This window comes from Streptomyces sp. NPDC002785, assembly GCF_040295565.1.
In the GTDB taxonomy this organism is placed as follows: Bacteria; Actinomycetota; Actinomycetes; order Streptomycetales; family Streptomycetaceae; genus Streptomyces.
In genome coordinates, this window is sequence record NZ_JBEOVN010000003.1 from 1 (window position 1) to 25,469 (window position 25,469).

Genomic DNA, 25,469 nt, shown 5'->3' on the forward strand with positions numbered 1-25,469 from the left:
GCCACCGATACGTCGGTGGCGCTCCTCGGCGTTGCGCGATGGTCAGCCGCGGTTCCCGTTCTTCGACAGTCCTCCTCGGAAGTCGCAGCCGGGGCACTCGTCCTCGCCCTGGATGTGACCCTCCTACCAGCCGTGGACGGCGGCGTGGAGGATCGCGTCCTCCACGGAGGCTTCGCCGTTGCGGACTGATGCGAGAGCGTTGCCGACGACCACCCGGAGCGCAGCATTGTCAGGCGAAGGGAACGGTGGGGCGGGCATAGGTGAGTCGGTCATGCCTTGAGACTAGGGGCGAACCTATCCGTCATTCAGCGGAATCGGCGGGCGGGGGCAGCTCGCCGGAACGGGCCAGACGGTGAATGCTGAGCTGGACTGCGGCGCGGTTAAGCCCAAGTTCGTTCGCCAGGGCGTCGACGGGGAGCTGGGGCCGAACTCGTAGCCGGTGGAGGACGGTGCGGTCGTTCGCGGCGTCCTGAGACCGGCGGAGCAGGTAGACGCCGAAGGCACCGGCCGCCACGGCGAACAAGGCGATGCTGCAGACGCCGTAGTTGTGCTGAACAGCGGCGGCGATTGCGGCGACCGCTCCAGCGGAAGCGACCAAGGCGGACGCGACAACGAGTCTGTTCACGATGCTCCTCCGGCGGACGCCGGAGGAGCATCAGAGGCCGAGTCGCCATGGAGATCGCTGCGAAACCCCCGGCCGACCGGCGTCCAGCTCTGCAACGTGGCGGGCCGCCAGCGGGGCCGGTCCGGCACGGTGGTGTCGTCGGGAGCGGGCAGGCTTCCTCGGCTCTTGCGATTACGGGTAGCCCCGACGCTGATGCCCAGGTGAGCGGCGACCTCGGGGTACCCCCAGAGTTCCTGGTCGTCGGCCATCGTGTCCTCCTCGTTCGTCGGTGATGAGCGTACGCAACACGCGGCTGGGCGTACGGCAAGGCCGCCCCTGCCTGATTGGCACGGGGCGGCCTTCTGCGGTTCGGTCAGACCTGGGCGAGGCGGTTCGAGAGGTCGAGGGCGGCGGTCGCGACCGCGAGGGCGGCGCAGAGGCCAAGCACCTCGTGCAGGGTCGGGCGGACCAGGCGTGGCCAGTCGTCCGGGGCAGCGGGCCACGAGGCGAGATGCACCTCGGTGGTGGCCAGGCCCAGGTGGGCGGTGACGTCCCAGCCTGCGAGGGGGGCGGGCTCCCAGTGAAGGCGGATGCGGCCCAGGGGAAGGCGTGGGGTATCGAGGGTGAGCCAGGTGACGTCGAGCGGACCGTCGGGCAGTGCGGAGACGCTCCGGACCAGCGCGCCGCGCATGGTTCTCGGCATCGGACGTACGGCCAGGCCGTGCAAGGGAAGGACGTGCGAAGGGCGAGGTCGCGACGAGATAAGAGCCTCCGGGTCTTTTCGGTGGAACGGGTCAGGCCCAGGCAAGGGCGTCGGTGACCGCCGTCGGGAGGTAGTCCTCTTGGCCGTCGTCGGCGATGAACGCCTTGCCGTCCCGAACGATGACCTCTGCCCCGAGATAGTGGGTGAAGGGGAAGTCCGGGTTGATGGCAAGACGAATCGGCAGGCTGGGGTCAAGGTCCTGGAGCTGGCGGAGCAGGTGGCCGACGGTCAGGTAATGGGGCACGGGATCCTCCGAGAGCGGTGCGGACTGGTAGTGCGGGGTTGGCGCGTGAGGGTCAGGGCACGTCGAGACGCAGCAGGTCGCGAAGGACCTTCGGCCCCTGGGAGTGGCTGGCGAGGTGCCGCTTCCGGCTCTCGTTGACGTAGCCCTTGCCGGACTGCTTCATGTCCCAGCCGCCGCAGGAGCAGATGGCTTGCGTGTACGCGCGGCCAGGACAGTCGGGGTGGAGCGGCTTGCCGGAGCCGGTGTGCTTGTGGTCCGCCGGGCAGAGAGTGCCGTCGGCGTGGTGGTTGGTGAGCGGGGCGCGGTGTGCCACGGGGCTTCTCCGAGTCGGGAGTCGGTAGCGGTCAGCGGGTGGGGCTGGCGATGAGCGCGGCGAGGAATCCGGCAACGGCCTCGGAGGGGGTGTAGAGGCCGAACTCCTGAATCCACGGGCGGCCTTCGATGGGCTGCACTCGGACCTGCCAGACGATGTCGCGCTGCCAGGCGGCGGGGTCCTCGGGGAGCCAGCCGACGTAGACCCGGCCGTCCGGGCTCGTCGCGTGGACGTTGGCTTCCGGGGTGTCCACGATCGCCCAGCCGAGGGCGTCGAGGAGGTCGAGCACCGGGCCTGCGCAGTGGTCGGAGGAGAGCCACGGACGGTCTTCCACGGCCGGGCGGCCGACGGCGGGAAGGAGAGCGGGGGAGGTGTTCATGGTTGGACGATCCCTTCGTTGACCTGCGGTTTTTCCTAACACCCGTACGTTGACATGCAGTGTCCCGAAGTACGTAGTCCTTTCCCGGAGAGCGGCGTCTGCCGTGGGCGAACTGGCGGCCGTGGGCCGGGCGACGCTGGCGCCGGGAATGGATCGGTGAACGCGGTTGTCGTAACTGGGTTGCGGCGTCGGGCCGCACAGGATCGAAGGGGGAGAAGGGATGGCGGAGCCGAGCAGACACTGGGACGGGGCCGGGCTGGAACGCAAGATCCGCGCTGCCGGGCGGCCGTGGACGGTGGGCGACATCGCGATGGTCGCTGACGGCCAGTGGGCTGTCGGTGTCCAGCCCGACGGACGGCGAGACGAGGACGCCACGGCGGAGGGTCGGATCGCGGATGGACGCCGCGTCGCGTTGACGTTGGACGAACTGGCCCGCGCGGTGGGCTCCCGAATCTGGGACGCCCACCGCGACGAGGACCTCAGCTGACGATCAGCGGTGCGGCCCCAGCGCGGCCACCGACGGGGGCGAAGCCAGCCTCTCCGGTCCCGTTGGAACCGGCGAGGTACATGGGGCTGACGAGTACCTCTTGGTAGCGGTACTGGTCATAAGGCTGGTGGGTGTTCATGGTCGAGGCTCCGGGGCTAAGGGGAACGCGCCCGCGTGCGCAGCGGAAAGTGCTGCTTGACTGCACGCGGGCGCCGTGGCGATGCGGAGACGTAACTGGCTCTCAGCGCCACCCGGATCACCGGCCCCGAGAGGGCGTCGACTGGGCGGTGACGACTGCGGGCACCCGCGGTTGCGGCTGCGGCGCGTGGCTGAACAGGGCGCTCGGCGCGGCGGCGCTCCGGCGCAGGGCCGCTGCAGTGCGGATGTTGTCCGACGCTAGCGGCACGCCGGTGTGGGTGCGGGTGGCCGCCGCAACAGGGGGCGGCGGTGCCGAGCGATGCCGCGTGGCGACGGGGTCACTCCAGTGCTCGACGGCTGCGTATACGGGGCCGAGCGCCCGCCCGGCGTCGGTCAGGACGTACGGGTCGCCGTGGCGGGGCCCGGTACGGGCGACCAAGCCGTCTACCTGAAGCCGGTTGAGTCGTTGCCGAGTCCAGCCGTTGTCCAGGTCGGCCTCCTCGGCGATGTGGACGAACCGCATGGGGCCGCCCGTGTCGAGGGCCTGGATCACGGCGGTCGAATCCCGCAGGTGCAGACGCCGCACGGCGTCCTCGATGCGTTCGGCACCGGCTACCCGGCCGCCTAGCGAGAGGTTGGCCTGGAACCAGTCGGCAAGCGTGTCGTGCACCCGAGACAGGGATTCGCCGAAGGCGCTGAGCTGATACGGAGCCCCGTGGCGGTCGCCGACTCGGGTGACCAGTCCGTCGGCGTGCATCTGGGCCAGCCGCTTGCCGACGAGCTGCTCGCTGACGAAGGGAAGCCTGGCGGCGACATCACGCACACGCATGGGGCTGCTCTGCTGCGCCAGGGTCTGCGCCGACCAGGTGGTCCACTTCGGTGCTATCAGGGAAAACGCGTCCTCGACACGCCGTGCATCGACCGAGCCGATCGAGGTAGCGGAGGACGGAGAGGTGGCGGGCATGGGGCGAACTCCATTGCAACAAAGGGGGGTTGAGGATTCTCGACGCGACCGAGCGCTCAGCGGGAGGTGCTCTCGGTTCGGAGCCTCTGGAGCACAACGCCGAGGCGGCGGTTGCTGACGGGGACGCCGCGCTCACGCAGGCCCCGCCGCAGTGCCTCGCGGTTGAGGCGGTGCAGGCCGGCAGCGACCTCGCGGGCGATGTCCAGCAGATCCTGATCGTCCGGAGCAGGGGCGACTCGATGAGCTGACGGCCGCCGAGCGGAAGCGCGGTCCAGGAGGAGGCGAACATCCAGCAGATCCCAGACCGCTTCCGCCTCGCTCTGTTCCTGGCGTTCGAGGTCGACGACTTCGGTCGCGTACAGCAGCACCAGATCGTCGCGGTCGGGTCCACCGGCGCGGTGCCCCCTCCAGGCTGCTTCGAGGTGACGGCGAGCTGACTGGGCAGCGGCGCCGGTCTGAGTGAGTCCGTCGAGCCGTCGCAGCAGAATGGGCAGGACGGGGTCGTCGGAACGGGCGGAGGCGTTGCCGCGCTGCAGCTTCTCCAGCGGGCGGCCGTACCGGTGCTCGACCAGGCGGCGGGTGTAGATCGCGGCGGACATGAGGGGAGTCCTTTCAATGGATATCAGCGGGAACGGAGCGGCTTGGCGGTCGGGCTTGTCGCAGGTGCGGGCGACGGGCCGACGTCGGAGCCGGAGATCGCTGCAGCGTCGCTGCGGCTGAGAGCGGCGGACACGCGTGGTGCGGCCGTACGGAGGTCGCGAAGCGCCGTCTCGCCCTGCGGTGTGAGTGAGAGGAGCTGTCCAGGCCGGTACAGCCCCTCGCTGGTGTCCTGGGCCAGTAGCCCGTCGGCGACCAGCCGCTGGGCGGTTTCGGGCCAGACCTCCGGGTTGGGGCGCTGGCCCGTTCCGTCAGAGAGGTAGATGTAGCCGTAGATCGCGCTCTGGCGGACTCGCAGTTCGCTGGCCTCGACGGCTTCGAGGGCCCGGAGGCGGAGGTCGCCCGAGACGGTCCAGTCATCGTCCCGGCCGGCACTGTGATCATTGTCCGGTTCACGGGTCTTCACCTGCGTGACCTGGGAGCCGTTCGACTCGGACAGAAGTTGGCGGTACGCGAAGATGGACTCGTTGAGCTGCTCGTAAGCCTCGTTCTGCCGCAGGACGAGCTGTCCGATCTGCTGGACCGCAGACCGCAGTGGTACGTACGAGCGAGCCGAACCGTTGGACTCGCCTCGACTGACGGGTCCGAGAACCTCAATGGCAGCCTGAGCCGCACGGGCAACTCGACCGTGTAGTTCGTTGAGTTCGTGTGCAGCCCCGATAACGCGTGTCGCGGCACCGTACAGCGGCTCTCCTGGTCGATACGTGATGTTCAGCATCCAGAAGTCCTCGACGCCGAGCAGCTCGGCAACGAGGTCCGCGCCGGGCCGCGCAGTGGCGTTCTGCGCGTTCACTCCGTCGCCTCCATCCGCGCGAGCAGGGAGCGGACCAGGGTGGGCAGGCTCTCGGGTCCGTCGCCGATCCAGACGTGGTCGGTCGCCTCGCCGAGGACGTACGCGGCGTCTTCGAGAAGGCCGCTGGAGATCTCCATGCAGGCGTCGGTGATCCGGGAAGCTGCGAGCAGGGACTCGGAGAGCACCTCGACGTAGTCGACCGGCGCGAGGCCGGCGGCCTCGGCCGCAGTACGGATCGCGGCCAACTCCAGTGCGCTGAAGGCGAAGTCGAACTCGCTGTTCTGCTCCACGCTGGCCGCTGCGGCGAAGGTCAGGTCCGGTGGCTCCGTGGGGATGCCGACGCGCGTGCAGATGCGGTCGACCGAGGAGGTCAGCTCGGCGAGCGACTCGGTGAGCCATCCCAGCGCCGAGGCGTAGGAGGCGAGGGTGAACAGACCTGCTGGCGTGGTGGGGAGCGGATCGTCGGCCACGAAGCCTTCGAGCCGGTCGCTCAGCTCGCAGACGACCTGGGGCCCGGCGGACAGTGCACCGAGCACGGGGTGCAGGTAGGAGCGGCTAGCGGCCGTCGGGTACTCAGCAGTGAGGATGCCGGAGACGCTGTGCGCAACCTCGGTGAGTAGGCCAGCCAGCTCGGTGCGGGCCAGGGGGGTGCGGTCGGCGGTCATCGCTGGGGAACCTTTCGAGAAGCGGCAGCAGCGGGTTGTACTGCTGCGGGAGGAGTTGCCGGGACCGCGGTCGGCTGGTCGACCGCGTGGGGAGAGCGAGAGCGAGCGGCCTGCACGCGCGCCTCGGAGGCAGAGGCTGTCTCGGTGTCCTGGTGGGGGCCGGTGCGCAGGTGCGCAGCGCGGTAGACCGCGTAGTCCTTCCTGCTCCCGGCGGCGACGAGATAGATCTCGCGCTTGTGGTGTGAGGTCGGAGGGGCCGGGCGGAACTGGATGACCATCCGGTAGGAGACGGACGGGTCGACGTAGACCTTGTGGAAGCCCGCGAGGCGACCTTTCAGCGGTAGGCAGTCGTCGCTGCCGTGAACCAGGTTCTGCAGCTCCAGCAGAGCCAAGTCGCGCATTTCGTTGGGAAGTTCCCGGAGGTCTGCGATGGCGTCGGGGTGCGCGGCGAAGGCGAAGCGGGCGCGGCTCACATCGACCGCCCGGGGCTCGGTCGCTGTGCCGTTGCTACCGACGGCGCACTCTGGGCATCGGGGCCGGCCTTCGGTAGCGCGGAGGCACCGGCCGACCGGGTGAGGGCAGCACGGGTCCGGAGGGCGGCGTCGCTGCGGTATTCCGCTGGCTGCGGCAGTGGGCTGTCGCGGGTTTCTAGCCAGTGTTGGGCGGCTTCCTCGTCGGCGAAGGCGCCTTCGCGCACCGTGTAGGTGCCTGCTTCGAGGTCCGCCTCTTCCAGGAAGACCCGGATCGGGGCCTGGGTTGCGGCAGAGTCCTGGACCATCGTCCAGTTCTCGGCCGGGCCGTAGTCAGTGGTGTCGCTGTCCAACACCTCGTACCGGCTTCCCGAGGAGCGGATCTGCTGCTCGATACGGGTCGACAGGTCATCGGCTGGTTGCGTGAAGCCGTCGCTGATCTGGGAGATCTGCTCGGGCGGGCAGCCCTGCCCGATCAGCCAGTTCTGAGCGAAGGACACCGAGGAGTGATACGTCGACTCGAAGGTGAAGGTGTTCAGGCTGAGATCCCGTGCGACCTTGATGGCAGCGATCTGGGGTTCCCCCGGTACACCCCAGGTGACCGAGCTGTCGTGGGCGACGACAAAGCTGTGGGAGCCGTGGGGCGTGGTGTGATGCTCGGCCATGACGGTGAAGTCGCTGCCCCAGAACCGATGCTCCGCGTACTCCGAATCCGCGTCAGCGGGCTCGAAGTCCTCCAGGCGGAAGTCGAGTTCGTTGCTCATGCTGCCAGCCCCAACTGCGGTGCGGGGGTGGCCAGCACGCGATGGTTGGGCCGGGTCGCGCTCGTCGTGCACGCGGCGAAGGGGCCATCGGGAGCGCGCAGATGGGCCAGCGCCTGGTCCAGGTGGTCGCGGTGCCACGTCGAAGGACCGGACAGGCCGGCCTCGGCATCGGTGAGCTGCTGCCACGCGAGCCAGAGGGCGTGGAGACGGGCGACGGCCTCGGGGTGTTCGTGCCACTGCTCGCACCACGGGCGGCTGGTGCTGATCTCCCGGCCGTACACCGGTAGCAATAGGTAGTTCACCCAGTCGCTGAGCGCGGCGATCTCGATCGCGTACGCCTCACCGCCCAGGGCGAGGATGAAGACCGAAGTGGGGCCATCCACCTGCGTGGAGGCGGCCGGGGCGGCCGGAACGCCGTCAGGCGGCGGAAGCTCGGCGGAAGCGGGAGCAGGCTCGGAGCCCAGGCGGTCGAGGATGACGCCGTGCTGCCTGACCTCGGCCATCGTCTTGGCGAGGGTGCTGGCGAGGTCGTCGAGGTCCCCGTCGGGGACGCGGAACGGCTCCGGGTCGGGGGCGGTCGTGCTGGTGTCGGACATGGGGGCGTGCTCCATCTGTGAGACGGCGACATGAGGAAGAGGATCCGGAGGAACCGCGATTTGGTCCGGCCGGGAAAACCCGGTAGTGGGGTGTTACGCCGTCGCGCAGCGAGGGCAGCGCGGGAAGGGCGGGGCCAGCAACTGCACTGCTCGGGTGGCCTGTTGCGGCACGACGCCGTTGCCGAGCGCGGTGAGTTGAGCCGGTCGTCCGAGCCCCGGGGTGGCGGTGACCCAGCCGGGCTCCAGGCCCTGCATCCACTCCACGAAGTCGGCACGAAGACGTCCGGCCGCATCGGTGGGCGGTGGCGCGGGGCGGGTGAGCATCTCCCATCGGGCGATGGCGGCTGCGTACGCCCCCCATCGCTGGTCGGCCCCCCGGTTTCCGGAGCCGATTCCGTCCAGAGCGGCAGAACCACTGCTGACAGGGGAGGACGCCATCCCTTGCCCGGTCGGCGTCCCGGCGTGCCCGTGTCGCTGGCCCGCGGTGTGGGCAGCAGGGACGCCGCCGCGCTCGGCAGGGTCATGTCCCCGTTGCCGTGGCGCTGGTTGGGCGAGCCCTTGATTCCGTCCGACGCCTTCGGAGTAGGCAGGAGCCACTCCACCTCGTCGGCCAGGTTCGGGCCGTGTCCGCCGCTCTTCCTCTTGGAAGGGTGTTGCGAGCCGCCGTTCTTCGCGATGTTGCTGGTCGGCGTCTTGAACAGGGTGTTCGGCGGGCCAGGCGACGAGGAACGTGCGCTCGCGACGGTGCGGGGCTCCGATGTCGGAGGCGCGAAGCACGAGCCACTTCGCGTCGTACCGGAGGTCGGCCAGGGATCCGAGTACGGCACCGAGTGCCCGCAGAGGAGGCTGACCTGGGGTGTCTCCCAGACACCACGGGCAGAATTCCACGTCGCCAGGGGAACCGGCGGGTGAGGTGAGGAGGCCGCGCACATTCTCGATCACAACCAGGCAAGGTCGGAGGGCTTCGACCGCACGGGCGACGTGCAGCCACAGCCCGGAGCGGGTCTGGGCGTTGAGTCCGGCCCGACGGCCGGCGACCGAGACGTCTTTGACAGGGGAAGCCCGCCGTCAGGACGCACACCCGGGGCACGGCGGACCAGCCGACGGTCGTGATATCGCCCAGGTTCGGGACACCGGGCCAGTGGCGGGCCAGGATGCGCGAGGCGTTCGGATCGACCTCCGCGTGCCAGGCCAGCGTGCCGCCGAGCGCGGACTGGACATCGAGGTCCAGCCCGCCGTACCCCGAGCAGAGCGAGCCGATCAGCGGAGGGAGCGCGATAGCGGTCTGCATGTCACCGGCCCCGAGTGATCTGGTCCGCAGGAGCTGGTGCTCCCGGGCCGGCAGGCGAAGGCGAAGCGGATGCGAGTCCCGCGGTCGCGGACCGGCTACGGGCTGCCTGCAGCCGAACCGACGGGGGCGAGACCGTCGCTGACGCGGCGTGAAGGGAATCGGCGGCTTCGCGTAGGGCTGTGTCCGCCACACCGAGCGCGTCCTCCGTAACCCGCACCGCAGCCTCCCGCGCGTCCCGGGCATCGGGCTGGTCGCGAAGGTGCTCGGTCTGGTTCAGGAACGCAAGCTGATGGGCTACTGCCCCGAGCGCGGATGCCGCTTCGCCAGCGGGGCCAACGGCGGCGGCGAAGCCGGTGATGACCCGCGCACTGCGGAACTCCTGGTCTTGGTCGACGGCGCGGAAGAGGACCTCGTCGCCCAAACCGTTGATCAACGCGCCGAGTTTGGAGATCTGCCGGGCGACGGCGACGCTGTTCGGCGAGCGGTGAGGGTCTCCGGGGGCCGGGAGCTTGCCGCGCTGGGCATCGAATGCTGACGCCGTGGCGCGCAGGGCCAGGGCGTCGGAGACCGGGGTGTTCTTCATGGTGAATTCCAAAGGGAGGGACAAGCGACGTAAGGGGAGGGAGGGTCAGCCGTGCCCGCGAGATGGCGGTCGCAGGGCGGCCAGGCTGGGGGCAGACCCCGGCCGTGCCGAGGATGGCGAGGCTGGGCGCGGTGCGCTGCGGGCGAGTGCCGCGTGCACCTGTGCAGGGGGCGGCCCGGTCGCCGAGCGAGTCGGGGCCGTCGGCGTCGGTGCGGGGCGGCCGTTCACCGCCTGCCAGCGGGAGCGCACTTCATCGAGGGGACCGAGCGCGTGCAACGCGTGATTGATGAGCCGCCCGGGGGTCAGAGCCTCGTTCTCCGCCAAGGCCCGGATGGTCCGCGCAGAGGCCGCCGCCGTGCGGGTGACCGACGAGCGCATCACCAACTCGCCGAGCCATTCGGCGCTGCCTGGACCCACGCCATCGCAGATGGCGGCGAGCTGATCGCCGGACAGCGTCCCGTCGGCCAGAAGCCCACGCCGCTGGGCCTCCCAGAGCAAGGTGACCCGATCGATGGGCTCACCCCGGTGGTGCAGCGCGCCCAGGCAGCGGTAAAGCTGCCCGTGGGCGGGGTCGGCAAAGTCGCTAGGCCGCAGCCAGCCGACAACCTCGTCCATGGCCTTCGGCTGCTCAGCGAGGACGGCCAGAAGGAACCGCTCGTTCTCGGCGACCTGGTCGGCCCGAACCGGCGGTGGCACGGCCGGGACGGTGGCCGGCGGAGCAATCGGTGCGACCGGGCGTGGTTCGGTACCCCAGCGCTGAGCGAGATCGCTGAGCACGCCGGTAAGGACGTCCGCGTAGTGCAGGGCTCCCTCGACTTCGCCCTGCAGGGCGTCGGCGCGGGCCGCCTGGTGCAGACGGATCGCGTGTTCCGTGATGCTGCGATGGATCGCGCCCTCCAGCACCATGCGGCCGTACACCGGAGCGTGCGCGGGACGCGGGCAGGCCGAGATCAGGGTGTGGGCGTACACCGCGGTCAGCCCCCGTACGTGGGTGCTGGCCTCGGCGACCGCATCGGTCACCCATGACAGCGGTACGGACTCTTCGGCCAACGCGGGGTGACCGTCGTCCCGGAGCTTGCGCAACGCGGCGAACAGCGCCTGGTGGACCGGCCGGTAGAAGTGATCCGGCGCGAGCCAGTCAAGGTGCGAGAGCTGGCCCGGGTCGAGGAGCACGGAACCGAGCACCGCCTGCTCCGCGCCCAGCAGCGGGTTCATCGCTGGCCCCCTGCGTCAGAAGCAGGAGGCTCGCCCTCCCGGGCACGGAGATCGGCGACCGCTTGGTCCGCAGCGGCCATCGCCTGCGCGAGGCAGTCCAGAGTGCGGGTGAACGTGGGATCGGAGGCGAGTATCGAACCGGCGCCGCTGACCAACCACCACTGCCCGTCGCGCAGAACGACCGGCGAACGTACGAGCCGCCCCGGACGCGGCGTGGGCGCGCTCATGCCGACAACCCGAAGTCGTCACGGGCGTTGGCCTTCGCGAGGGCCCGTTCGGTGATCGCCTTCGTCGCACGGGCCGAAGCAGGGCCGACCACCTTGGCGGACGGCTCCTTGTACCAGGGCCGGAGGTCAAGCATGGCAACCCGGATACCTGTGGCCAGGAGCAGAGCCTTGCCCTTGGGCAGAGCGCGGATCGCGTCGGGCGGCAGGATCCGCTCGGTGCGCATACTGATCGAGGTGGATTTGCCGCCGTCGCTGGTCGACACCGAGGTGGTCTGGACGTCGTGGTCGCCGACCTGCCTGCTGAGCCGGTCGGCGAAGTCCGCGTCGTCGATGCCACTTCCGATGATCTTGACGGTGGCCGCAGACCAGAGCGCGTCCATGCCGGCCTCGCCCCAGCACCGCTGACCCTGCCGGTAGGACTGCAAGATCGTCATCGGGATGACACCCCGGCTGCCCAAGTGGCTGTACAAGTCCGGGAGATCCGAGATCTTGCACACGTTCGCGGCCTCGTCGAGGACGCACAGCGCGGGCGGGTCCAGCCGTCCGCCTGAGCGCTCGGCGACGACCACGGCCGCGCGCATCACGGCGTCAGCCGCTGCTGCGATGATCGCGCTCGCGCTGCCGCCGCCGTCCTTGCTCAACAGGTACAAGGTGTCGCGGGACGTGGCGAACGCGAAGGGCTTGAACTCAGGGAGATCCTTGGCGGGGGTTACCCACGCTGCGACGTCCGGGTCGAGCAGGCAGCTCGCGTACTGCCGCGCCGTCTCGAAGATTCCGTCGCGCGTTTCCGTCGCACCGGAGACGGTCCCCTGGAGCTGGGCCGCGACCGCGTCGTGGCCGGCATCGGTGAGCAGGTCGACCGGGGTCCGGTCGGCGGGGGAGGCGAGCCAGGCAAGGACGTCGGTGATCGGGCGGCGGTGGCTGGCGGCAGCGAGGAACAGCGCGCCGAGCGTGTTGCTCGCGGCGGTGGACCAGAAGTCGGAGCCGTTCGAATCGTCCACGCTGGCGGCGACGAAGTGCCCGGCCAAACGCTTCGCCCCGGCCAGGTCGCGAGCGTCGGCCAGGATGTCCCACCACATCTCGCGCGGGTGGTGGGCGATCTGCTGCGGGTCGAGCGTCCAGATCGCACCGACCTCGGCCCGAGCGTCCACCGTCGCGGTGAAGGCGTCGTTCGCGGCTTTGTTACTGGTGAGCAGGACTGGGCCGGGTGCCGCGAGAATCGCGGGGATCGCGAGCCCGGATGTCTTTCCAGAGCGCGGAGCCATGATTGCGACGATCACGTCCTCCCAGGACGCGCGGACAGGGGCCCGGCCCGGGGAAAGGGCGCCGAGAAGGATTCCGCGGTCGGCAGGGGCGACCTCTTTTACACTCCCGGCCGCTCAAGGACGGCCGCAGGCTCCTGGCCTTGGCGGTGATCTCCTTGTCCAGCAGCGGGGCAAGGTCGGCCTTCCGGGCAAGGCCGTTCTTCGTGCCACCGCGCAGGCGCATCCACAGCACCAGGCCGAGGACGGTGAGGCAGACCGACAGCAGGCCGGGGATGATCCGCGCGCCGACCAGCAGGGCGGTGGGGCTCAGGTGCGGCCACAGCACCTCGGGATGAAGCAGTGCGTCAGTGGCCCTGAACGGAGGCCAAGTCCCCGCTCCCAAAAAGGAGTTGGTGAGAGAACCGCTCAGCCAGGCCAGCGAACCGAAGGCTAGCGCGATGCCGAGTATGCCGAAGAGGAGGTAGAGGAGCGCGTCCGACCCGGTGGTGGTCGAGGGCGCGCTGGTACGCGGTGCGGGCATGGTGAGTCCTGGAAGTGAGCGCAGGCGACTGATGAGGGCGGGGCACGCGGCGCTCTTCTGCTGATCATCGAGGAGGCTCCTGTTCAGGAAGGGAGTCGACGGCCGGGGCTATCGAGTGCGAGGGGCTCGGGGCGGCGGAGTGCTTGGCGCAGCGTCTGCGGAGCCGACCGGTGACGTCGTGCGCTGGGTGGCAGCCTTCGGTGAGGAGGTACGGGCAGCGCGCTGCCGATTCGTTTCCGCAGTGCCATCGGCGGTCGGCGGGACCGGAGCGACCGGACCAGCACCAAGGACATCGCTGAGCAGCTCCCTGGTTCGCAGGACATTGACCATCTCGTGGTGCCTGGGGTCGGTGAGTTCGGCAGGGCACGCGGCGATCCCGTCCTCGGCGACCTCCAATTGCTCTTGGACGTCCAGGAGCAAGCCGTGGGCGGCGGCCAGCCGCGTCCAGGTCTCGAAGGCGGGGTTGTGGTTCGGGTCGTCGAACGTCAGGCGGACGCGGGTCCAGTCGGCGGCGGCGACGAGTTCGGTCAGCTGCGGGAGAGCGCCGACCAGCGCACCGTTGATCTCCTCGACGATTCCGGCGACCTCGTTGGGCTCTGCTGTCTCGGTGAGCCGGGCGATCATCCCGGGAACGGAGTACGGGTCGGAGGAAGGATGGGGCAGGTGGCGGACCTGCAGCGGCTTGTCGGAACCCGACGTCTCGCTGCCATGGGCGAGCCGGATGTTGTGCTGCATCGCGGCACCGACGGCCTCGCCGATGCTCGGGTAGAGCTCGGGCACGGTTGCTCCTCGATCATGTGCTGGACTACCGGGCTGGGTGGGGGCACGAGACCGACGTGCTCCCCACCCGGATGGACGGTCACAGGTCTGCGTTTCGGATCTGTGGCGTCCGAGGGCAGTGGGAAGGTTCACGGGGCCACCGACAGAGTCAGGGCGTCGGCGAGAGACGAGAGAGAGCCCTGGGCCGCTTCGGCGCTGTCTGCGGTGACGATGAGGAAGCCGACCCGGCTGGTGTCGAGGTTGCCCGCCGGCGGCAGTACGACCCGCTCTCCGACGTCGCGGAGCCATGTCACCTGATGCAGCCACGGGGACTCCGGACCAGGGCGGATCGCCAGGTCGCGTGCGGAGAGGGTGCCGGTGGCCGGGGGATAGACGATCTTTATCGCAGCAGTGCTGTGCGCCGTGGGCGTCAGATCGGGAATCTGTCCGCAGGCGATATCGGCCGCGATCCGGGGCAGGTCGAGGCCGGTGGCGAGGCGGACGAGCTGCCCGATTAGGTCGCCGCCGATACGGGAGTTGACCTCGATGATCCGTGGACCGGACGCGGTGAGGCGCATCTCAACGTGTTGGACGCCAGCCGTCACGCCCAGCGCCCGCACTGCCTGGACGGCGACGGGGGCGACCTCGGGCAGGAGCGGGTCGCCGGCACTCACGGTGTGGCCGACCTCCTCGAAGTACGGAGGGAAGGCGACCTCCTTGCGGGTCACGGCTAGCGCGGTGGTGACACCATGCTGAGTGACGCACTCCACCGATATCTCCGGGCCGGACAGGTACTCCTCGACCAGCACACCGCTGCCTTCCGGGCCTTGCTCACCGGCTCCGGCGGCAGCGAACTCCCAGGCGGAGGGCAGTTCCTCGGGCGTATCGACGCGGACCACGCCGATGCTGGCGGCATGGGAGGAAGGCTTGAGGACGACCGGGAAGCCGGTGCGGAGCGCGGCTGTTTCCGCCGCGGTCAGGTTGTCGACGCGGGTGGATGTGGCCGAAGGCACGTTGTGCTCGTCGAACAGGCGGCGGCTGGTCGCCTTGTCCCGGCAGGCAGTCATCGCCGCAGTGCTGTTCCCGGGCACGTTGAGACGGGCGGCGAGTTCAGCGGTGGGCACGAGCGTGTACTCGTCCCAGGTGACGACTCCGGCGATGGAGTGACGAGCTGCCAGGGCCAGGCCGGCAGCGACCACGGCCTCCGGGTCGTGGGTGTCGGCGACCTCGTGGTCGACCACCAGGTGCTGCTGCCAGGACGGCGGCTTGGTGTCGATCAGCGCGATCGGGTATGCGGCGGCGACCTGCTCGACGCAGTAGCCGCGATAGACGGGATCCGTGCCGCCGACGACGATCAGCAGCGGGCGAGTGGTTCGGGACATGGGGAGCCTCCGTGAGGTGGTGGTGGGAAGAGGAAGAAGGGCAAGGTGCACTGGGGCGCTCAGCGACCGTTCACACGGCATCCGGCGCTCGGGCGGGCCCTTTGTGGAGTGCAGGAACCTGCGGCTCGGAGAGGTCGCAGGTGGAGCGGTGCCGTCGCAGACCGGCGAAGCACGCGGTCAGCGCCAGGCCCTGGAGAGCGGCGCACGCCAGGAGCAGGTGCGGAATGTCAGCAGGGGGCACGAGCGCGATCAGGACTCCGGCCAGCGGAAGCGGAAGCAGCACCAGGATGATCGTCACCGCCAGGGTGGAGCCGAACGCCTGCGCCGGGATGAGGCGGGACCGCAGGGTTCGCAGGACGACGGTCATCGCGCCTTCGCCAGCCATGACCGCCGCCACCGCCACGGTGTACGTGGCGAAGCTCGGCGCAAGGGCGGTCGCCAGACACGCCGCCGTTGAAATGGCAGCCGTCACCGCGCCGACCGGCCAGATACCGAAGCGGTCGATCGCACGGCGACTGGTCCACACGGCAATCAACGAGGCAACTGCTGCCGCGCTCCAGACCGAGCCGACGGCGACGGTGGAGTAGTGGAAGTGGTGGATGACGGTGATCGGGGCGGCGGCCTGCAGTACGCCCGTGGCCAAGTTGGAGGCGGCCAGGCCGCCGACCAACCACGCGAGGGCTGGGGTGCAGCGCAGGGTTGCCCACCCGGTCAAGAGACTGCTGGGCGCTGAGCTGTGCCCCGGGACGCCTCCAACGCTGGATGCAGTCGCGGCAGCGGTCAGAGCCAACAGGGCGACCGCGGTCAGGAGCAACGTCGGGCCGGCGAGAAGCAGTAGGCCGCCCAAGAGCGGACCGACGAGCATCGCGCACTGGTCGATCCCGGTCTGCGCGGCCTGTACCCGGTGGGCCTCGTTGCCCAACCGACGGCTGGCTTCAGCACCGAGCGTCTCCATCGCGACGAAGGAGACTTCCGCGAGCAGCCCGGAGACAGCACCGAAAGTCAGGACAACACTCGTTGTCATCGTCCCGGTGCCGGGCAGGACAAACAGCACGGCACCGGCCAGGGCGACCACAGCAGTACGCACCAGGTTGGACATCCGGAAGACACGGCCGGCACCCCACCGGTCGACCATCGATCCGGCGAAGGAGAAGGCTGCCAGCCGAGGTGCCCATTCGAGGAGGAACGCAAGGCCGGTCAAGGCGGTGGAGCCGGTGGTGACCAGGACCAAGAGCGGGACGGCGTAGGTGGCCGTTGCGCTGGCCAGAGCGTCGGTGGCCCGCATGAGATAGGTGCGCGGCAGCCCGGCGACGGGAGCGGTTGAGATCATCTGGGTCACCGCGCCCGAGGGCCGGGGGCCTGTGACGGGCGCACAGCCGCGCTGGTATCTGATGCCCCACCACCGAAGGCCGAGGAGACCTTGGCCTTAGCCGCTGCGGGCGAAGTGGCGAGAGCGGCGGCTCGGGGGTCGGGGAGCCTCGGAAACTGCTTCCGTGCCTCGGCCTGCGGCTCCTGTGTGCGGCCGACGCCGAGCAACTCGACCTCCGAGTCGTGGAGTTCCGACTGCGCCGAGCTGACGAACTCAGCAGCGAACCCAAACCGGTCGGCGAGTTGATACGCCTGGTCGTCGAGGTCCGTGATCTGCTCGCTTGCCGCCTCCAGCGCCTCCCGCACACGCTCCAGCGCGCCGTGTTCGGGGTGGAGGAGGTGGTCGACTGCCCGTCGAAGGTCGTCACTGTTTTCGGCAGACCTGATCTGGTCGGTGAGCCGGAGGAGTTCCGCTCCGGCGATGAAGGGCCCGAGCGGGTTTGCCGGGGTGGCCGTGCGGCCGGAGTCGAGGGAGGGGTCAAGGTCGACTCCGTAGCGGGCGGCACGAAGCATCTCGGCCGCGTGGGTGGCGATGGCCGCGCGGTCGACGGCCGGGGTCGTGGTGGGCAGGCGATGGCGTCGGCCGTACCAGTCCTCGATCTGCTGGAAGCCGGCGTGCTTGAGGAGCGTGGCGGAGAGGTCGTCGCTGGCGCCCTTCGCCGAGACGCTGCCGCTGGGCTCGGCGGTGATGGTGATGGAGGGGGCGGGCACATTGGTCTCCGGGGCTCGAGATATCGGTTCTGGCGTGGTGGGCAGGTGACCCAGCTCGGCGGCGATTCGGCGGCACTCCGTTTGGAGGCGGAAGGCATCTCGGTAGCCGTTGTGGAGGCTGCCGTCCTCACGAGCGAGGGTGGCCACGACGTGCACCTGCCGAGGCTGGTTGCGCATAGCGATCCACCGGCAGGCATCCGGATCGCCTTCTGGAGCGACACCGGTAACGGCCACGAGGCGGCGGGCGACCGTGGCCCATTGGGAGTCGGTGAGGTCCGGTCGGCCAGGGTCGGAGCGGACCGAGCAGATCCATACCGGCTGTTCGGGTGCGCGGACCCCGAGACGTTCCACGGGAGCGTCGAGGGCGCTGGCCAAGTAGGGCGGCGAGCCGGTTTCGGCGAGCAGGTCGATCGGGGCTCCGTGGCCGTCGCCCGCGATCAGCCGGGGACTGGTGTGACTACCGCGCTCGCCCGGCCCGTAAAGGTACGAGAGCAGGCCAGCGGTGTTGCTGGCGCGCTGCAGGTGGGCGATCACGGCGGCTACCTCGAAGGGGAGTGGCGAACAGGAGCCCGGTCTCCGGGCTGTCAGGGAGAGGATCCGCAGGATTCGCGATTTGGCGCGGCCGGAGATTGCCGGTAGAAGCCACCGCTCATCCCGGGGTGTCGAGGCCGTGGTCGTAGGTGAAATTCGCGCAGGCGGCGCGGGCGAAGTAGGCGTCGTTGTGCAACCGGGCCCAGCGGCCGTCCTGGCGGATGACGGTCGCGACGATGTCGAGCCCGCTGGCCTGGTTACGCATGGCCACCCACCGGCAGGCCGCCGGATCGGCGTCCGGCTCTATGCCGGTGGCGTCGAGAACCTCGCGCGTCAGCTCGAACCAGTCGCCGTCGTCGAGTTCCACGTCGGTGGTGTTGCGAATGGCGCAGTGCCAGGTGAGTCGCTGGGACGCGGTGTGCCCGGTCCGCGGTTTCCGCAGCGCGACGGGTTCGTCGAGCAGCAGTGTCAGGTGCGGGAGGACGACGGTCTCCTGGGCGGTCAGTTCCGAGGACCAGGCGGTGAGGAGGTAGGGGGCAAAACCTGGCTCGCTGCGGTGGAGTTGGCCGAGGAGGTCCGTGGTGCTCTCGGTGCGCCGGACATCGCAGCGCAGGGGGTACTCGGGCATGGGGTATCAAGGTCCTTGAAAGAGGAGCCGGTGCCCCGCCGAGGCGGGGCACCGTGCGGTCAGAAGTGGGGGTTCTCGGTCGGCCGGTCGGCTTCGGTGGCTGCCTGGAGCAGTTCCGTGAGGTCGTCGGGCTCGGAGGAGCGCTGGTCGATCCACCACCCGGCACGGGTGATGGCGCGAGCGGCTGCCTCGATCTCCTCCCACTCCGTCTCGCTGGTCTCGCCTTCGAGGACCAGGGCGGTGTAGGCAGCCGCCAAGACCTGGTGCCGACAGCGCACACCCCAGGCGACCGCTCGCTCGGTCCCCTCCAGAGGAGGCATCCGGTACTGCTGAGACCAGGCTTCGGATTCGGCCTGCTCTTCGGCCCGCTTGGCCTCCAGCCAGGCGGCCTTGTCCTGCTCGTCGCCCTCCTTGGCGGCCCGCCAGCAGTCGGTGCACTCCTGCTTGGCGAGCCATTCAGCGAAGCCCGCGCGACGGTCGGCTGCGCGGTCGGACAGGTCGCGCTCGGCCGAGTGGCCGCAGGAGTGGGTGATCTGCCAGATGGTCGCCACCCCCGGGGAATTCCGTTTGATGGGCGTTACGTTCGAGGTCGGGCTGCTGGTCTGGGGCTTCATATCGAGTGCCTTTCGTTGGCGGTTGGGGTGGTGGCCTGCGTCGCTGCGGAGGATCGTGCATCAGATGCACGATTCATGCGGCGGACGGAGGTGGTCTGGACTGCTTGGCGGTGGTCTCGGGGACGCTTCCGCCTTCTGCGTCGTCTCAGCGTGTCCTGCGAATGGCGTTTGTGGCCGCCGTGGCGATGGCGGCGGGAGCGCTGGAGGGCTGGGTCAGGTGCAGCAAGGTGGTCCCCGGCAAGTGGCGGGACTCCGCGGTGACGGTGAGCTGGAGTACGGCGCAGCCGGCGGTCGTGAGCTGCTTGACGCGGGTGACGGCTTGAGCGGTTTCGTCGCTGCCGTAATGGGCGTCGGTGACGATCACGAGGAGGCGGCCGGCGCCGGGGCGGCTGAGTTCGAGGCCGTGGTCGAGCGCGTCCAGGGCATTGGCGAGGTTGTGACTGTTGCCGTTAGCGCCGAACGTTGTCACGCGCTCCGGTGCCCGGTGGGTGGGTCGGGTCAAGGCGGTGAGGTGCGTGTCGTAGGCGATGGTGGCGGTGAGGGAGTCGGGGTCGGTCAGGGCTGCTGCGCGTGCCACGATCCAGGCGGCGGACGCGACGGGTGCGCAGGCGGCGCGCATGGAGCCGGAGACATCGACGGCGATCCCCACACGCAGCGGCGGGGTGGGGGAGTTCCGGCGGCGGGTGTGGGTGAACGGTTCCGCGGTGGGGACCGACCCGGCCGCGCGCTGGGCGTCGCGGGCGAGGGCCGCGCGCATGTTGAGGCGGCCGGGCGGGGTGGGGCTGGTGGTCCGCTCCTCGGTCCGCTCGCGGTAGGCGGCGGCACGCAGAGCGCGGCTCAGGCGCGCGGCGGCACTCTGCTCGGCGGCGGTGGGCCTGCGGGTGCCGGTGACCGGGTTGCCGTAGGGCGCCGGTGTGCCGTCGGGGTTGACGGTGGTGCCACGGGTATTGAAGACCGACTTGGCGGTGGCGGCGGCTTGGCGTCGCTGACCGGCCCGCTGGGCTCGGTCCTGAGCCTGCGCCTTGGACTGCGCGGCCATGGCGTTGGTCGCTGCGGCCTGTGCCGCGAGGTCGGCGGCGTCGGTGGCTGCCATGCTGTCCATGACGACCCCCACGGCGCCGGACAGCAGATCGGTGAGGTTCTCCGGCACGGGCAGGGCGGGGGCCGCGGCGTCCAGAGCGTCGCACCATTCTTGAGCGTGCGCGAGCATGGTCGTGGCGTCGTGGTCGGCGCACTGGTGGGCTGCGGTCCAGATGCGGGTCAGGGTGGCCAGCAGGTCTGCGCCCAGCACCTTTTCGCACAGATCGGCGACGGCCCGGGTCTCGCCGGCGTCCAGGATGCCGACGTCACGGCGGCCGAGGATCAGGGCCGCCACGCCGGCGGCGTGCTCGATGCCCTGAAGGGTGGGGTGGGCGATGTCGGGCATGACCAGGGTTCGGGCACTGGTACGCAGGTACGTGCGGTCCGTGGGCCGCGTGATCAGGTGTGCGCCTTCGACACGGCTCTCCTCCAGCAGGAGCGCGGCCTCGACGACACGGGGGTCCGCTCCGTCCGGCTGCGTCCAGACGGAGTGGGCCGCGTGCGCGGCCTCGTGGACGAACACTCCCCAGGCGGCGGGATACCGCTCCTCGTCGCCAACGATCCGCGGATTGACCTCGTGGGCCTTCAGCGGGGAGAACAGGGCGGCGTCGAACTCGACCTCGCCCAGAGTGGGGAAGAACGCGGCCGGTGCGCCGCTGCGCGTGCCGGGACGGCAGGTGACGAGGAGATCCTGGCGGCCGGAGAGGGCGACCAGCCGGTCGCCGAGTTCGGCACCCACGCGCAGCCACGCGGCCGAGGAGGAACGGGGCTGCGCGGGCGGGGCGCCGTCGTCGTCCCAGCGCGCGAGGTCGGCGTCGACGTCCGGCGTGACGGCGGGGGACTGGACGTGGTGGTGGGCGCTCATCGCGAGCGGCCCCGCTGTGCGGAGCCGGTGCTGCCCGGGGGCTGCCGGACGGCCGAGGCGGGAAGCTGCTTGCCGAGGGTGAGGGGCGCGACCTCCTTGACGCCGACAGTCTTGACGACAGCGGCGGCGACGGCGTCGCGATCCTCCACAGGAGCGATGCCGACCAGGTTCGCGAGCGCGGCCTTGGTGCCCAGGACGGCCTCGGTCTTCTGGTAGCTGAGCAGCTCCCGCAGTTGGGGAGCCCAGCCCAGCTCGCCGAGTTCGACCTGGCGGGCGAGATGTCGGGCGACCCGGACCACCCGGGCATCGATCCTCAGCGCCAGGGCGAGGTCATAGTCCGTGCCGATCTGAATCTGCACGCTGAACCGGGACGACAGCGCCTCCGTCAACACCGCCCCGTGGACGCCGGGATTGTGGCCCGCCACCACGTAGAAGCCCGGCTCGGCCTTGATGGTCTCGCCCTTGTGGGCCTTGACCTGGATCTGCCTGCGCCCGTCCATCGCGGGATACAGCGCCGCCAGGACCTTCGGCGAGATCAAGGTGGCATCGTCGATCAGCAGGGCGCGGCCCTCGGTCATCGCGGTGACCAGCGGACCGTACTGGAAGACGTAGCCCCCCGCGTCGGCTTGCGTGTACTCGCCGATCAGGTCGCCGACCGTGGTGTCGCCGTCACCGGCGACGGTGAGCAGGTCGGGGAACGCTGCCTCGACCAGACTCGTCTTGCCGGTGCCCGGAGGGCCGTAGAGCAGTACCGGCACGTCGGCGTCGCGCAGGCGGTTCAGTGCCTCGACGTCGGGCAGATCGGCCAGCTCCCGGGGGTGGTAGAGCTGGCCCCCCGCGCGGCGGATCGGGCCGGTCTGCTTCGGCGTGGCCGCTGCGGTGATGGTCGTGCGGGCCATGGCCGCCTGGGCGCGGGGAGCGTGGGTGCCCGGTGGGCTGATCACAGCGGTCTGCGCTGCTGCGGCAGTCTTCGCGTTCGCGCGGAACTCCGGTTGCCCGCTTCCGCTTTGGTCGGCCTCGCCGCGTCGCACCAGGGTGAGGGCGGCGTTGCGGACGGCGCCGTGGGAGTGGCCCAGATGCCTGGCCATGCCCCCGATGGTGAGCGCATCTGCCGGCCGGTCGGCCAGCAGTCGGGCCACCTTGGCCCGTAGTTCGCCGCCCTTGGTGCGCGCTGGACTGGTAGGCGTTCCGGGTGTGGTCACAACGAGGCTCCTTCAACAGGTAGGGGGGCGGGCGGGCTTGGCGTGGGCTGGAGGGGCTGGTCGGTCTCGGAGCGGATCACGGACTGTGCCGACATCGGCGACCGGGCCAACCGGGGCGTACCGTCGGCGCTCACCGGCCGACCGAGGGCGCGGTCCAGGGGCAGGGGATGGCCGGCGACGAGCAGCTCGTCGGCTGGCGAGCAGGCCCGTGCGTCCGCTCCGTACCGGGTTCCGTCGCTCGGCAGGCGCAGCCGGGCGTCTCTTCGAAGCCGTCCTGGAGCAGGATTCGCCGGGCGGCGGCGTTGTAGCCGGTGGTGGTGATCTCCCCGGTGATGGTGTGCCGGATCGGCATGAACGGCTCTGCTGGTGCGTCGGGCACGGCGGAACTCCTATCGGTGGTGGCGGGAAGTGGTGGGAATGCTGGGCGAAGGCGAGGAGGGCCCGGAGCTTTTAGCGCATCAACGGTGCGTGGCTGGACCACGAGCGATGGGCAATGACTGCCGACGTGCTCCGGGGCGGGCCTCACCGCCCCGCAGCTACCTGACTCGCCTTTTCGCACGTTCTGATAGCCGGGAGTACCAACAACGGCCATGAGAACTGCTCCTTACGGAAGTTGGGTCAGCGATTGCGGGAGAAGGCGATGCGCGGGTCTACCGGCCGGGCCGCCGGAGCGGACGCGGCGGGAGCGGGAACCGGCGCCTTGCCCGGGAGGCCGGCGCGGGCTGGGCTGGCGGCGAGCGCGGCAGCGCTGATGGGGAACTTGTGGGTGGCCAAGCCCTGGCTGCGCTCGTGGCGTGCGGGTGGCGCGGGTGCAGGAGGGCGGCGGGCTGCTACGTCCTGGGCGAGACGGGGCTGCACCGCGACCTGGAGGTCGGATCGGTGCATCGACACCGTGGCGCTGGCGACCTTTTCCAGGGCTTCGCTGCGGTCGGAGATGATCGGCAGCGTGTAGATGTCCAGGTCCGGGTTCAGCCGCCAGCCGTGTTCCTCCAGGATGAGTCGGCCGCCGAGCGCAGAGGAGTGGTCGCTGGTGGCCGCGACGATGCCTAGACGCGGATGCTCGGCGAAGGCGACGTCGGGATCTATGCGTAGAGGGCGCTCACGGGCCGGAGCCGCACCGGAGGCCAGCGAGGGGTCGAACGCGGCGTCCACGTCAACTTGGTAGCCGGACTTACGTAGCAGTGCGACGGCCCGGGTGGCGCGACCCTGTCCGTCACGCTGCTGGTCGGCCAGTGCGTACAGCGTCGGCTGGTCCGGGACGGGGTGAAAGTCGAAGCCCTTCAACATCCATGTGCTTGCGGCGAGTTGCTTCGGGTTCGCGGCGACGATGCCGTAGTCGGGGTGGCGGCCGACTGCGATGTCGGGGAGCGAGTCGTAGTGGGTGGGCATAGCAGATCCATCCGGTGGAAGCTCGGGGGCCGGCGCGGTCGAGGGTCGGGATGGTTCTGGTGGGGTGGGCCATGGCGGACTCCGAGGCGGGAAGCGGTCAGCGACCGGGTACAGACGAGGAGCGACGAACGGGTGGCAGCGCCGGGCGTATGGCCGACGCGGCTGGCTGTGGTGTCGGCGTCGTGCGCTGGGCTGTTGGCGAGAGTGCGCGAGCGGCACTCGCTCGTGGTGAGGCAGCGCCCGCCCGCGGAGTCACGCCGAGCTGATCAAGGCGCGAGTCGATCGCGGCGAGCAGACTTGGAACGTTGCCGCCGTGTCGCGCGTGGGGGCCGTCCGGCTCCGAGTCGTAGATCACTTCGTGGGTTGCGGAGTCGTCAGGATGCCCACGGGTCACCAACCAGCTCTCCGGATGCCCGGGTGGATGCTCGGTGGACGGCTCCTGGGGTGGCGAGATGATCAGCGAACTACCGTCAGGCAGCCCGACGTGGACGATGTAGTCGCTGAGGCCGTACTCGACGGTGCACTCCAGGCCGCGCTGCCGAAGGGGAACGGTGACGTGCCCGTACCCGTGCTCCCGTTCCACGGATGCCGCTGTGAAACGCAGAGGAGGATCGCTGGCGCGCGCGGTGATGCGAGTGCTCTCGCTTTCGAGGGAGACCAAAGGCTGGTCGGATTGCATGGACCTCTCCTTGGCCCGGCGCCCCAGCAGCCGACGGCGCGAGCCGCAGACCGTGGGACGGCAGAAGTATTGGTGTTCCACGAGGATCCGGAGATTGGCCGGTTTGGCGTCGCCGGAACTCTGTGTTAGCGGCGTCAGCGAGAACGATGCGCGGGAGGCGGATTCGGAGCGGGCGGTGCAGGAGGCGAAGCAGCAGGAGTGCTGCGGTTGCCCGGTGCGGACCGCGCGAGGGCTACCTGAGTGCGTTCGGTCTGCGGAGACTGGTCGGTGTCCGCCCGGCGGACCAAGTAGTCGCCAGCCCGCGCGAGCGCCGGACCTTGGTAAGACAATTCGTCCGCGTAGTGCCAGCCGTCGGCGTTGCGGATCTCCTCCGCGCGGCTCACGTACAGCTCTCGCGAACCGGGTTGCGAGGCGTCCATGAGCGCCAACACGTCATCCCACTCGTGCCGGATCTGGCCTGCTCGTTCCAGGTTGGTGTCGATCCCGCGCAGCCGCCGGAGGTCCTCACTGATCGGCCCATCGACGTAGTCGGTACCGCTGGCGGCGGCGCGGACACCAGCCAGTACCTCGGGGCCGTGGGTGAGGAAGACCTCGACGTGTTTCCACGCTTCGGCGTCCCGTTTCACCTTGCCGTCGTCGTAGCTGCCATCGATGGGCCAGCCGTCGCGGTCGCAGAGGGAATCCGAGACCGCATCCCAGTCGTCGGACGCCTGGCGGATGCCGGCGGCGGCAGCAGCCAGGGCCGGGATGTGCTGCCGCCACGCCAGGTGATCGGAGGTCGAGGATGGCTGGTCTTCATGGGGTGCGGATATTTCGGGCACGGTAGATCCTTCTTCCTTCGTGTGCTTGCGCCTTTGCTCATCGCGAGCGCGGCAGTGCGCGGACGGCGGAGGACGGGATGGGGGCAGGGGCCGGGATTTGCCGATCGCCGGGAAGCCCGCTGAGTGCCACGGCCGGGGAGACGCGAGCCGCCGCTGCCGGGCGTCGGGAGCGGGAGTGGATCTCGTCGTCTAGGCCCTCCCCCACGAGGTGCAGCTCCTCGCCAAGATCGGTCAGGCGTTCCGCCAGGGCGTCCAACTCGGAGGCGCTGCCACGGGCTTCGTGTGTGCGGCACCACTCCGAAGCGGTTTCGAGGAGCTGGTGCAGCCGGGCCACCGCGCCAAGGTCGTCCGTGAGTGCCTCGTGGAACAGCCCGGCGAACTCCTCGGGATGGGCGGCGGCAAGGCGGTCGATCCAGTTGCTGGCCGATGCCGCGGTGCGCGGGCTCAGGCCCGAGGCGGCACCTCCCCCGTAACCTCGGAGGTCTGGTCGCGGTACGGTTGA

At 70.1% G+C, this 25,469-nt stretch carries 32 protein-coding genes and 3 pseudogenes; 3 read left to right on the forward strand and 32 right to left on the reverse strand.

Going from position 1 to position 25,469, the window contains the following annotated elements:
- Positions 1-189: hypothetical protein (locus ABTZ94_RS01455; protein ID WP_351196339.1), on the forward strand; the 189-nt coding region annotated here is incomplete at its 5' end.
- A 112-nt stretch (positions 190-301) separates the two neighbouring features.
- Here ABTZ94_RS01455 and ABTZ94_RS01460 read toward each other — a convergent pair.
- The 6 genes from ABTZ94_RS01460 to ABTZ94_RS01485 form a co-directional block, all read right to left on the reverse strand.
- Positions 302-625, reverse strand: a complete 324-nt coding sequence (locus ABTZ94_RS01460; RefSeq protein ID WP_351196341.1) for a hypothetical protein — start codon at positions 623-625, stop codon at positions 302-304.
- Positions 622-873 (reverse strand): MarR family transcriptional regulator, encoded by a 252-nt coding sequence (locus ABTZ94_RS01465; protein ID WP_266805273.1) that lies wholly within the window; start codon positions 871-873, stop codon positions 622-624. The genes ABTZ94_RS01460 and ABTZ94_RS01465 overlap by 4 nt, the downstream gene beginning before the upstream one ends.
- 104 nt (positions 874-977) lie before the next feature.
- Complete coding sequence (locus ABTZ94_RS01470; protein ID WP_351196343.1) at positions 978-1,307, reverse strand: esterase; 330 nt, start codon at positions 1,305-1,307, stop codon at positions 978-980.
- A 91-nt stretch (positions 1,308-1,398) separates the two neighbouring features.
- On the reverse strand, positions 1,399-1,611 hold the full coding sequence (locus tag ABTZ94_RS01475) for a hypothetical protein (RefSeq protein WP_351196345.1): 213 nt from the start codon (positions 1,609-1,611) through the stop codon (positions 1,399-1,401).
- A 52-nt stretch (positions 1,612-1,663) separates the two neighbouring features.
- The gene (locus ABTZ94_RS01480; RefSeq protein WP_351196347.1) at positions 1,664-1,924 is read right to left on the reverse strand and encodes a hypothetical protein; all 261 of its coding nucleotides are present in this window, start codon (positions 1,922-1,924) and stop codon (positions 1,664-1,666) included.
- A 31-nt stretch (positions 1,925-1,955) separates the two neighbouring features.
- Entirely contained in the window at positions 1,956-2,303 is a 348-nt protein-coding gene (locus ABTZ94_RS01485) for an SPDY domain-containing protein (RefSeq protein WP_351196349.1), read from the reverse strand.
- Positions 2,304-2,523: 220 nt separating this feature from the next.
- Here ABTZ94_RS01485 and ABTZ94_RS01490 point away from each other — a divergent pair, with 220 nt between their 5' ends.
- Positions 2,524-2,790 carry a hypothetical protein gene (locus tag ABTZ94_RS01490; RefSeq protein WP_351196351.1) on the forward strand — a complete coding sequence of 89 codons (267 nt, stop codon included), beginning with the start codon at positions 2,524-2,526 and terminating at the stop codon, positions 2,788-2,790.
- Here ABTZ94_RS01490 and ABTZ94_RS01495 read toward each other — a convergent pair.
- The 26 genes and pseudogenes from ABTZ94_RS01495 to ABTZ94_RS01620 form a co-directional block, all read right to left on the reverse strand.
- Entirely contained in the window at positions 2,783-2,929 is a 147-nt protein-coding gene (locus tag ABTZ94_RS01495; RefSeq protein ID WP_351196353.1) for a hypothetical protein, read from the reverse strand. The two genes, ABTZ94_RS01490 and ABTZ94_RS01495, sit on opposite strands and share 8 nt — an antisense overlap.
- A 117-nt stretch (positions 2,930-3,046) precedes the next feature.
- The gene (locus ABTZ94_RS01500; protein WP_351196355.1) at positions 3,047-3,892 is read right to left on the reverse strand and encodes a winged helix-turn-helix transcriptional regulator; all 846 of its coding nucleotides are present in this window, start codon (positions 3,890-3,892) and stop codon (positions 3,047-3,049) included.
- A gap of 56 nt (positions 3,893-3,948) precedes the next feature.
- Positions 3,949-4,491, reverse strand: coding sequence for a hypothetical protein (locus tag ABTZ94_RS01505; protein WP_277438820.1), 543 nt, complete (start codon positions 4,489-4,491; stop codon positions 3,949-3,951).
- 23 nt (positions 4,492-4,514) lie between these two features.
- Positions 4,515-5,342: a large ATP-binding protein gene (locus ABTZ94_RS01510; protein WP_351196358.1), complete on the reverse strand. Its 828-nt coding sequence runs from the start codon at positions 5,340-5,342 to the stop codon at positions 4,515-4,517.
- Positions 5,339-6,007 carry a hypothetical protein gene (locus ABTZ94_RS01515; protein ID WP_351196360.1) on the reverse strand — a complete coding sequence of 223 codons (669 nt, stop codon included), beginning with the start codon at positions 6,005-6,007 and terminating at the stop codon, positions 5,339-5,341. The genes ABTZ94_RS01510 and ABTZ94_RS01515 overlap by 4 nt, the downstream gene beginning before the upstream one ends.
- Positions 6,004-6,480, reverse strand: coding sequence for a hypothetical protein (locus ABTZ94_RS01520; RefSeq protein ID WP_351196362.1), 477 nt, complete (start codon positions 6,478-6,480; stop codon positions 6,004-6,006). The genes ABTZ94_RS01515 and ABTZ94_RS01520 overlap by 4 nt, the downstream gene beginning before the upstream one ends.
- Positions 6,477-7,241, reverse strand: coding sequence for a glycosyl hydrolase (locus ABTZ94_RS01525; RefSeq protein WP_351196364.1), 765 nt, complete (start codon positions 7,239-7,241; stop codon positions 6,477-6,479). The genes ABTZ94_RS01520 and ABTZ94_RS01525 overlap by 4 nt, the downstream gene beginning before the upstream one ends.
- Positions 7,238-7,837, reverse strand: a complete 600-nt coding sequence (locus ABTZ94_RS01530) for a DUF4913 domain-containing protein (RefSeq protein ID WP_351196366.1) — start codon at positions 7,835-7,837, stop codon at positions 7,238-7,240. The genes ABTZ94_RS01525 and ABTZ94_RS01530 overlap by 4 nt, the downstream gene beginning before the upstream one ends.
- A 93-nt stretch (positions 7,838-7,930) precedes the next feature.
- A complete protein-coding gene (locus ABTZ94_RS01535; RefSeq protein ID WP_351196368.1) occupies positions 7,931-8,275 on the reverse strand; it encodes a hypothetical protein in 345 nt (114 codons plus the stop codon).
- A gap of 291 nt (positions 8,276-8,566) precedes the next feature.
- Positions 8,567-8,830 (reverse strand): annotated as a pseudogene (locus ABTZ94_RS01540) (DNA cytosine methyltransferase); the annotation flags it as partial.
- A gap of 115 nt (positions 8,831-8,945) precedes the next feature.
- Positions 8,946-9,128: pseudogene (locus ABTZ94_RS01545) on the reverse strand (DNA cytosine methyltransferase); the annotation flags it as partial.
- A 1-nt stretch (position 9,129) separates the two neighbouring features.
- Entirely contained in the window at positions 9,130-9,711 is a 582-nt protein-coding gene (locus ABTZ94_RS01550; protein ID WP_351196369.1) for a hypothetical protein, read from the reverse strand.
- 45 nt (positions 9,712-9,756) lie between these two features.
- Complete coding sequence (locus ABTZ94_RS01555; RefSeq protein ID WP_351196371.1) at positions 9,757-10,926, reverse strand: DnaB-like helicase N-terminal domain-containing protein; 1,170 nt, start codon at positions 10,924-10,926, stop codon at positions 9,757-9,759.
- Positions 10,923-11,153: a hypothetical protein gene (locus ABTZ94_RS01560; RefSeq protein WP_351196373.1), complete on the reverse strand. Its 231-nt coding sequence runs from the start codon at positions 11,151-11,153 to the stop codon at positions 10,923-10,925. Before ABTZ94_RS01560 ends, ABTZ94_RS01555 begins: the two co-directional genes overlap by 4 nt.
- Positions 11,150-12,938 (reverse strand): annotated as a pseudogene (locus ABTZ94_RS01565) (type IV secretory system conjugative DNA transfer family protein). The gene ABTZ94_RS01560 and the pseudogene ABTZ94_RS01565 overlap by 4 nt, the downstream one beginning before the upstream one ends.
- Before the next feature lie 108 nt (positions 12,939-13,046).
- On the reverse strand, positions 13,047-13,718 hold the full coding sequence (locus ABTZ94_RS01570; protein ID WP_351196375.1) for a hypothetical protein: 672 nt from the start codon (positions 13,716-13,718) through the stop codon (positions 13,047-13,049).
- 128 nt (positions 13,719-13,846) lie between these two features.
- Positions 13,847-15,079 (reverse strand): ATP-grasp domain-containing protein, encoded by a 1,233-nt coding sequence (locus tag ABTZ94_RS01575; protein ID WP_351196377.1) that lies wholly within the window; start codon positions 15,077-15,079, stop codon positions 13,847-13,849.
- Positions 15,080-15,149: 70 nt separating this feature from the next.
- A complete protein-coding gene (locus ABTZ94_RS01580; protein WP_351196379.1) occupies positions 15,150-16,409 on the reverse strand; it encodes an MFS transporter in 1,260 nt (419 codons plus the stop codon).
- 5 nt (positions 16,410-16,414) lie between these two features.
- On the reverse strand, positions 16,415-17,692 hold the full coding sequence (locus tag ABTZ94_RS01585; protein ID WP_351196381.1) for a hypothetical protein: 1,278 nt from the start codon (positions 17,690-17,692) through the stop codon (positions 16,415-16,417).
- A gap of 115 nt (positions 17,693-17,807) precedes the next feature.
- The gene (locus tag ABTZ94_RS01590) at positions 17,808-18,317 is read right to left on the reverse strand and encodes a hypothetical protein (protein ID WP_351196383.1); all 510 of its coding nucleotides are present in this window, start codon (positions 18,315-18,317) and stop codon (positions 17,808-17,810) included.
- A gap of 59 nt (positions 18,318-18,376) precedes the next feature.
- A complete protein-coding gene (locus ABTZ94_RS01595) occupies positions 18,377-18,868 on the reverse strand; it encodes a hypothetical protein (RefSeq protein ID WP_266805307.1) in 492 nt (163 codons plus the stop codon).
- Between the two features lie 208 nt (positions 18,869-19,076).
- Complete coding sequence (locus ABTZ94_RS01600) at positions 19,077-20,876, reverse strand: hypothetical protein (protein WP_351196385.1); 1,800 nt, start codon at positions 20,874-20,876, stop codon at positions 19,077-19,079.
- Positions 20,873-22,015 (reverse strand): AAA family ATPase, encoded by a 1,143-nt coding sequence (locus ABTZ94_RS01605; RefSeq protein ID WP_351196507.1) that lies wholly within the window; start codon positions 22,013-22,015, stop codon positions 20,873-20,875. The genes ABTZ94_RS01600 and ABTZ94_RS01605 overlap by 4 nt, the downstream gene beginning before the upstream one ends.
- A gap of 193 nt (positions 22,016-22,208) precedes the next feature.
- Positions 22,209-22,430, reverse strand: a complete 222-nt coding sequence (locus ABTZ94_RS01610; RefSeq protein WP_351196509.1) for a hypothetical protein — start codon at positions 22,428-22,430, stop codon at positions 22,209-22,211.
- A gap of 266 nt (positions 22,431-22,696) precedes the next feature.
- A complete protein-coding gene (locus ABTZ94_RS01615) occupies positions 22,697-23,467 on the reverse strand; it encodes a hypothetical protein (protein WP_351196387.1) in 771 nt (256 codons plus the stop codon).
- 813 nt (positions 23,468-24,280) lie between these two features.
- A complete protein-coding gene (locus ABTZ94_RS01620) occupies positions 24,281-24,913 on the reverse strand; it encodes a hypothetical protein (protein WP_351196511.1) in 633 nt (210 codons plus the stop codon).
- A gap of 262 nt (positions 24,914-25,175) precedes the next feature.
- On the opposite strand from ABTZ94_RS01620, the gene ABTZ94_RS01625 reads away from it, so the two are divergent.
- On the forward strand, positions 25,176-25,469 hold the full coding sequence (locus ABTZ94_RS01625; RefSeq protein ID WP_351196389.1) for a hypothetical protein: 294 nt from the start codon (positions 25,176-25,178) through the stop codon (positions 25,467-25,469).